The 1,307-nt window shown below is 64.9% G+C and carries 1 protein-coding gene; it reads left to right on the plus strand.

The features are described from left to right. Window positions 1-1,307: FtsX-like permease family protein (locus GEV06_28505; protein ID MPZ21793.1), on the plus strand; the 1,307-nt coding region annotated here is incomplete at both ends.

A 1,307-nucleotide genomic window follows, 5' to 3' on the forward strand; every position in this document is an offset into this window, starting at 1 on the left:
AGCCGTGCACTGGTGGCGCAGCTCTCCACATCGGTCGTCTTGAACGTGTCGCTCGACTGGCGCATGTTAGTGTTCACGGCGGCGGTTGCCGTCGTTTCGGCTGTGCTGTTCGGCGTCGTGCCGGCGTGGCGCGCGACGCGCGCGGCGCCAATCGACGCGCTGAAGGAACCGGCCTCTGCTCTCAGAGCGAAGGCAGGCTGGCCAGGGCTCTCCGGTGCCGGCCGCGGCTCAGGCAGCGTCGTCGTCGTACAGATCGCACTGTCACTCATGCTCGTCGTCACCGCCGGTCTGTTCGTGAGGACATTCCAGCGACTTGCCAGCGTGCCGCTTGGCTTCGATAGCGATCGCGTGCTGCTGGTCAACGTGGATGCGACGCGATCGGCTATAGACCCGGCCAGTCGGCTCTCGTTCTCCCGTCGCCTCGTCGAAGCCGTCGCCGCGGTGCCGGGTGTCGCGCACGCGGCCGGCTCCGATATCACGCCGGCCAGCGGCCACCACAAGAGGTTTCCAGTCGATGTGTCCGGCGGACTCTCGATGCCGCTTCCGGAGCGCGCCGTGCGAGTCCACGACATCACACCAGGCTGGTTTGCGACCTACGGTACGCGAATCCGTGCGGGCCGCGATTTCGATCAGCGCGATGCCATCAATGCACCGCCGGTGGCCATCGTGAACGAGGCGTTCGCGCGTAAGTTCTTTTCCGGTAAGACCCCAATCGGCCAGACCGTCACCGAGCTACCGCCTCCGGGATCCGACGAGGTGCCCGTGCCGAAGACCGTCGTTGGCGTAGTGGACGACGCAGTCTACAGAACACCGAGGGATGGCGTAGAGCCGACACTGTACGAGCCACTGAATGGCGAGGCGAGCAACATCAACATCAGCGCCCGTGCGTCCAGCGGATCCCCGGTATCGCTGGCGCGCAGTGTGGCTGCCGCGCTCACTGCAGTCGATCGCAATCTCGCGTTCAGCTTTCGGCCGCTCGCGGATCAAGTGAATGCCTCGTTCGCGCAGGAACGGCTCGTCGCGCTCTTATCGGGGCTGTTTGGGGCGTTGGCGGTGCTGCTGGCAGGAATTGGTCTCTACGGTGTCACATCGTATGCGGTCACGTGCCGCCAGCACGAGATCGGGGTCCGCATGGCACTTGGCGCCGAACGTGCGAGCGTCATCGTCCTCGTGCTTCGCAAGAGCATCGCGCTCACGGCTATCGGGCTTCTGTTGGGACTGGCAGGTGCAGCGCTCGCTACCCGCTATCTCGAGGCGATGTTGTTTGGTGTTACACCGCTCGATCCGGTAACCTTCTTCGCTGTGCC

The organism is Luteitalea sp. (genome assembly GCA_009377605.1).
Lineage (GTDB): Bacteria > Acidobacteriota > Vicinamibacteria > Vicinamibacterales > Vicinamibacteraceae > WHTT01.